Genomic DNA, 5,752 nt, shown 5'->3' with positions numbered 1-5,752 from the left:
GGGTCGTCCTGGCGTGAACTCCGCCCGGCCCGGAGCCGCCATGGCCTTGGGATGCCGGACCGGTCGGGCCCGGCTCAGCGCCCGCGCGGCGGACCGAGGAGCGATCCGATGCAGGCGCCCATCACCAGGGCGAGCAGGACCAGCGGGGCGAGCATCGCGGCCATCATCACCGCGAACCCTGACGGGTCACCCAACCCGCGGGCCGGGTCGTCGAACGTCCCGGAAGCGGCGGTCATGACCACCACGCCCACGACCCCCGCCACCGCTGACGGAGCCCACGCCCGGACCCGACCCAGTACCACCCCCAGGACGAAGAGCGCGGCGGCCGCACACGCCACGTACTGCATCTCCGGCGCCCCGCCCTCCGAGGCGTCCTCCCACACCGCCCGCCCGAGCCATGGACCCGCCCCGAGCACGGCGATCCACCCCAGGGCGCACGCCCACGTCCACCTCGGCGATGCCGCCACCCACGTCCCCCTTCGTCAGGCCGCAAGAATCGCACAGGATTTGAACGCGTTCAACCTGGCGTCCTCCCGGCCCGGAGAACCTCGGACCAGCGACCGATGACGATGTGTCGGATCCGCCGCATCCACCGGCATCGGCTGCGGGCGACGGCGCGGACGTGGCTCTCGACGGCCTGCTCGACAGTGGGCAGCCCTGTCAGGCCTTCCCGCGGTTCCTGAAGGACGGAGACGAGTACACCCCGGTCGCCACCTCGGAACGGGCGACCCAGGACCGGTTCCGCCGAGCCTGACCGGCACCGCCCGGTCCCGCCCGCTGATCGTGCCCGGCATCGGTGGAACACCTGCGCATGGGAGCCTCTCCGCCATGAGCGAGCCCACCCCTTATGACCACGACCGAGCCGCATACACCCGCGAAGCGCTCGCCCGTCTCGTCCTCGCCGACAACGTCACGGAGGTGGCCGACAGTGCCGCGGGGCTGGTGGCCACCGGCAACGACGCCGACACCGGATTCGGCGGCCGGGCCAGCCAGGCCCGGCAGCTCATCGAACTGGCCGAACGGACCCTCAGCTCGGCCGTCATCTACGAACTCGAACGCGGCAGCTCCTGGGAACAGATCGCGGCCTACCTGGAGATCGGCCCCGACGACGCCGAACAACGCTTCATCCCGCCGTCCAGGCGTGGAAGAAAGCGTTCGAGGAGCCGTACCGACTGGACGAGACCGGCCGCAAACGCATTCCGCAGCTCCCCACCGCGGCGTACGACCCCACCTGGGCATGTACCCAGCTGGACCGGTGGGCCCACCTCCGGCGCCTCGGGACCGGCGGCAGGCAGGCCGTCAGTTCCGGCCTGGTGATGGCCGATGCCGCGGACGACGAGAAGGTCCCCGCCGTGGACGGGAGCTGACCGGCTCCCGCGTCAGAGCCCGGCGGGCGCCCATGGGGGCCGTGGGCCGCCGTCCGTGCTGCGTCCCTCCCAGGTGCGGAACCGTCCACGGACCGTTTGACGGTGAAGGTCACGACCTGGATTCCAGCCCCGGCGGGCAGGCCGGGGTATCGCGACTGAAGACCCTTCCCGAGCTCGTCGACGCATGTGTCCGATGGCCGCACCCGCCGTGCTCGGTGGCCTGACATCGAGACCGGCCCATGCGTCGAGACCGGCCCATGCATCGAGACGCCCGTGGGAGAGCTACCGACCGGAGGGCTCCGCCACGACACCTTCACGGCCGCCGTCGCCCGGCACGGGGGAGGAGATCTGGTCTCCCGTCAGGCGGACCATGCACGCCAGCGCGATCGCTGGGTCCGCGGTGTCCAACACCACTCGGTCCGGCCCCCACGGATGCGTCATCACGAGGAATCCACAGGTCGACGCGGCGATCGCCGGAAACGGCTCCGAGGAGTAGTCACGGAAGTCGCCCGTCGCCGACACGTGCAGCGCGTTCATGCTCGTCCAGGGGAACAGCCCGCGCAGCACCGGCTCCTGCGCCGCCGGTTCCAGCAGGCTCCACAGTGCGGGACCGAACCGCTCCCCGGGCTGGTGCGGCGGACGCCAGGCGTCCAGAGTGGCCCGCCATTCCCTGTCGCGTTCGTTGTCGCCACCCCGGATCGTCATGGCCCGACCATCGACCGGCCCCGGTCCGCTGTCCGTGCCCCGTGGCCGCCGACGACGACCGCGCCCGTTCCCTCCCGGCTCCGCCAACAGCTCGTGCCCGACGAACGGCCGCCGGAGGTGATGGCCCCGGTCGGCCCGCCGGACCGGGCGCGTCGGGGCGGACCGGGAGGGTCGAGCCGGCCGGCGGCCCGGGAGGGGCCGTTCGGGGGACTGGGCGGCCGATCGGTGCCACACCCGGGTGGCTCGGCGGGCGGAGTGCCGGTGCCGGGACTACGGTGTCCGCGGGCCCGCAGGCCCGGGGCAGGCGCCGTGCGGGGCCGGCCGCAGTGCTGCGACGACGGACCGGCCCGGAGAGGGAGAGGGACAGAACCATGATCGCGGACATCGGGATCGAACCACTCGGTGATCACGAGTACCTCGTGCGCTTCCCCACCCCGGACGACGCGGTCCTCTCCCGCATCCGGGCCAGCGAGTCGACCGTGGACCAGTTGCACCTGGCCCCCACCGACGAGGAGCGCATCGTGGCGGAGACCGCCGTGTTCCTCGCCGAACGGCAGCCCACGGCCGACCTCCCGCCGATGATCGACCTCGCCGACGTCGCGGACGCCTACGGCGACGACTACCTTCGGGAGCTCGGCCGCCGCCTCGGTGCCCGGTGAGCCGCCCACGGTGGTCGGCGTACGGAGGCGCGGTCAGCGCCCCAGGTAGCGGAGCGTGAACCCGGGCGAGGCGTAGACCCCGCCCTGGGGCGCCGCCGGGTCCACCGGAAGGTCCGCCCCCGGAATGCCGGCGGCGTACGCTTCGGCGTCGTCGACGGGCGTGTAGTCCAGGACCGCCGGATCGGGGAGCTCCCAGAAACGGCGGGTGTTGGCGGAGACCGCGTACACGGTGGCGAAGCAGACGGCGGCCGGTGCGGTCAGCGCGGCCCGTACGTAGCCGACGGCGTCGCGCGGGCTCAGCCAGGTCGCCAGGTGACGGGCCTCCGCGGGCGCGGGCTCGAAACTGCCGATGCGCAGACAGATCACGGACAGACCGAACTTGTCGGCGTACAGCCGCCCGAGCGCCTCGACCGCCGCCTTGCTCACCCCGTACAGCCCGTCCGGACGGACAGGCTCGTCCGGCCCCGTTCGACGGCCGACGGGATGGAAACCGGTCACCCGGTTGCTGCCCGCCAGCACCACCCTCTCGATGCCCAGGCGCCGCGCCGCCTCCAGAACGTTGTGGGTGCCGAGCACGTTGACGTCGAGGAGGTCCGCGAGCGGCGCCTCGTCCGGGATCCCGGCCAGGTGCAGCACCCGGTCGGCGCCCGCGAGCGCGGACTCCACGGCCGCCGCGTCCCGCAGGTCGACGCAGTGCGCCTCCTCGTTGTCGGCCTCGGGCCGCAGCGGCACCCGGTCGACCAGGACCACCCGCCCCGCCTCGCGCCGAAGCACCTCGCGCACGACGGACCCGATGGTCCCCGCGGCACCCGTCACCGCCACCGTTCCCAGACCCACGATGCCTCCCCCTGCGATCGGCCGACTCCGCATCCTCGCTGACGCCCGGTCACGGATCAAGCAGCGGACGGCGACGACCGACGCCGCACCGGCCGCCACCGGAGGCCGGGGGAGGGCACGCGGCCGGCCGGGACCGCCGCCGCCGCGCCCGGCCCGCCCGTCAGGGGTGCATGCGGGCGCCCTTGAGGACCTTGTCCACGGCGTTCCGCGGCCCGTGGACCGCCAGTCCGACCAGGTCGAGCCGGTCGGTGGCCACGGCCCGCACCGCGGCCCGGTTGTCCCGGTCGTTCCCGGTGGCGAACAGGTCGGAGGTGAACACCGCACTGGGCAGCGAACGCGACAGTGCACGCCCGTGGGCGGCGGCCATCAGCTCCTTCGTCCCCTCGAAGACCAGCACCGGCTGGCGGAACATCGGCAGGTAGGCGACGCCGTCGGCATCCGCGTAGGGCTCGCCCACCACCTCGGGCGAGACCGTGCCGAGCCCGCTCACCAGGAAGGCGGTCACGTTCAACCGCTGCCACGGTTCGAGGTCCTCGCGCAGCAGGACGGCGATCTTCGTGTCGAAACGGACGGGTGCGCCCCCGGGCGCCGGCGCCGCCGTTGCGGTCGCGGCCGGGGCGACGGTCTGGTCGGTTCTCATGCCACGAGACTGCAGGCCGTCCGGCCGCGCCGTCTTGTACGTTCTTTGCATGCCGCCGAAACAGGAGGTCGCTGCCTGGCGCCCGGCCGTCCCGGGCGTCGTCGAGGTCCTCCACGCCCACTTCACCGACCACGCGTACCCCATGCACGTCCACGACGCCTGGACGGTGCTGATCGTCGACGACGGCGCCGTCCGCTACGACCTCGACCGCCACGAACGCGGCACCCCGGACGACACCGTCAGCCTGCTCCCGCCGCAGGTCCCGCACAACGGCTCACCGGCCACCGCCCACGGCTTCCGCAAGCGGGTGCTCTACCTCGACACGACGCAGCTCGACGCACGGTTCATCGGCCCCGCCGTCGACGGCCCCGACCTCACCGACCCCGTGCTGCGCAGACGCGTCGGCCAACTGCACACCGCCCTCGCCGACGCCGGCGACGAACTCGAGGCCGAGAGCCGGCTCGCCCTGATCGGCGAGCGCCTGCGCGAGCACCTGCGCCCCGGCTCGGCCACCGCCGGCCCGCCGGCCCGCGGCGTCGCCCACGACCTGCGCGACCTCCTCGACGCGCACCTGCTCGACCACCTCACCCTGGACCGCGCCGCCACCCTGCTCCACGCACACCCCGCCCACCTGGTGCGGGCGTTCAGCGCCGCGTTCGCCATCGCACCCCACCAGTACGTGATGTCCCGCCGCGTCGACCTCGCCCGCCGACTGCTGCTCTCCGGCCGCCCACCCGGCGAGGTCGCCACCGCCGCGGGCTTCTACGACCAGTCCCACCTCACCCGCCACTTCAAGCGCGTCCTCGGCATCCCCCCGGGCCGCTACGCCCGCCACGGCCGCGCCGGCAGGGCTGGCTGAACACCGGACCGCGCGCCGTACCGCGGTGGTCCTGCCCAGGCGGTGCGGACGCTGCACGGCAGGCCAATACCCGACCCCCCGCACTCGTTGTCGCCCGGGGCCTCGGCCACCACGGCAGGACCACCATCCGCCCGGTCACCGAGACCGGCGGAACCTGGAGCCGATACGCCCCCGGCGGCCACACACGATGACGCCAGACGCAGGCTCGCCGACGCGTAGGCGGCACCACACCGTGGGTGCCCACCGGTCAGGCCGTGACATCACGTCAAGTCCCGGACGGGTGGCACCCCTCGATGAAGCCCGTGAGCGCCTCCTGCCAGCGTCGTTCGAAGAACTCCGCGGACGTCTCCTCGACGTGCACGTCCTCGGCGTCCGCGAGCTCCGTCCATGACGGAACGGGCTCCGACCCGAGCTCGACCGGGCCCTGCAGCGGGTGGTCCCGATCGACGCGGACGAGTCGGCCGTCCACGTACTGAGCCACCTTGCGCACCTCGTAGCCGTCCGTCCCGACCTCCGTGACGGACTCGAACGGCTCGTCGTCGTCCGCCAGAAAGTGGAGGGAGATCACGTACCACGGTCTTGGCTCCGCACCGGGTTTGCGCCGGAGCCGGGCGGCCAGGGTCTGCTGGGGCCGGAACGGGCGGTGGCGCACGCAGCCGGCCGCGGCGGGCGCCCACACCGGCCC

The 5,752-nt window shown here is 73.5% G+C and carries 9 protein-coding genes; 4 read left to right on the top strand and 5 right to left on the bottom strand.

What is annotated here, in order from left to right; all coding sequences use genetic code 11:
* Nucleotides 1–74 precede the first annotated feature (74 nt).
* Nucleotides 75–236, bottom strand: a complete 162-nt coding sequence (locus tag ABZ641_RS24155) for a hypothetical protein (RefSeq protein ID WP_359984797.1) — start codon at nt 234–236, stop codon at nt 75–77.
* 386 nt (nt 237–622) lie between these two features.
* On the opposite strand from ABZ641_RS24155, the gene ABZ641_RS24150 reads away from it, so the two are divergent.
* Nucleotides 623–754: a hypothetical protein gene (locus ABZ641_RS24150; RefSeq protein WP_344627050.1), complete on the top strand. Its 132-nt coding sequence runs from the start codon at nt 623–625 to the stop codon at nt 752–754.
* A 74-nt stretch (nt 755–828) separates the two neighbouring features.
* Nucleotides 829–1,317 (top strand): hypothetical protein, encoded by a 489-nt coding sequence (locus ABZ641_RS24145; protein WP_359984794.1) that lies wholly within the window; start codon nt 829–831, stop codon nt 1,315–1,317.
* Between the two features lie 332 nt (nt 1,318–1,649).
* Here the strand turns inward: ABZ641_RS24145 and ABZ641_RS24140 are convergent, their stop codons facing one another.
* Nucleotides 1,650–2,072 carry a DUF6193 family natural product biosynthesis protein gene (locus ABZ641_RS24140; protein ID WP_359984791.1) on the bottom strand — a complete coding sequence of 141 codons (423 nt, stop codon included), beginning with the start codon at nt 2,070–2,072 and terminating at the stop codon, nt 1,650–1,652.
* Nucleotides 2,073–2,443: 371 nt separating this feature from the next.
* Here ABZ641_RS24140 and ABZ641_RS24135 point away from each other — a divergent pair, with 371 nt between their 5' ends.
* Nucleotides 2,444–2,731 (top strand): hypothetical protein, encoded by a 288-nt coding sequence (locus ABZ641_RS24135; protein ID WP_344627053.1) that lies wholly within the window; start codon nt 2,444–2,446, stop codon nt 2,729–2,731.
* A 33-nt stretch (nt 2,732–2,764) separates the two neighbouring features.
* Here ABZ641_RS24135 and ABZ641_RS24130 read toward each other — a convergent pair whose 3' ends face one another.
* Together ABZ641_RS24130 and ABZ641_RS24125 are read right to left on the bottom strand one after the other, a co-directional pair.
* The gene (locus ABZ641_RS24130; RefSeq protein ID WP_359984788.1) at nt 2,765–3,601 is read right to left on the bottom strand and encodes an NAD(P)-dependent oxidoreductase; all 837 of its coding nucleotides are present in this window, start codon (nt 3,599–3,601) and stop codon (nt 2,765–2,767) included.
* Nucleotides 3,602–3,728: 127 nt separating this feature from the next.
* Nucleotides 3,729–4,208, bottom strand: coding sequence for a DUF2000 domain-containing protein (locus ABZ641_RS24125; RefSeq protein ID WP_359984785.1), 480 nt, complete (start codon nt 4,206–4,208; stop codon nt 3,729–3,731).
* Nucleotides 4,209–4,257: 49 nt separating this feature from the next.
* Between ABZ641_RS24125 and ABZ641_RS24120 the strand changes: the two genes are divergently transcribed.
* Nucleotides 4,258–5,067, top strand: a complete 810-nt coding sequence (locus tag ABZ641_RS24120; protein ID WP_359984782.1) for an AraC family transcriptional regulator — start codon at nt 4,258–4,260, stop codon at nt 5,065–5,067.
* 265 nt (nt 5,068–5,332) lie between these two features.
* Here the strand turns inward: ABZ641_RS24120 and ABZ641_RS24115 are convergent.
* Nucleotides 5,333–5,752, bottom strand: a 420-nt coding sequence (locus ABZ641_RS24115; protein WP_359984780.1) for a hypothetical protein, incomplete at its 5' end; no start/stop codon positions are given.

It is taken from the genome of Kitasatospora sp. NPDC007106, assembly GCF_040634455.1.
Lineage (GTDB): Bacteria > Actinomycetota > Actinomycetes > Streptomycetales > Streptomycetaceae > Kitasatospora > Kitasatospora arboriphila.
This window is presented reverse-complemented; position numbering and strand designations above follow the sequence as displayed.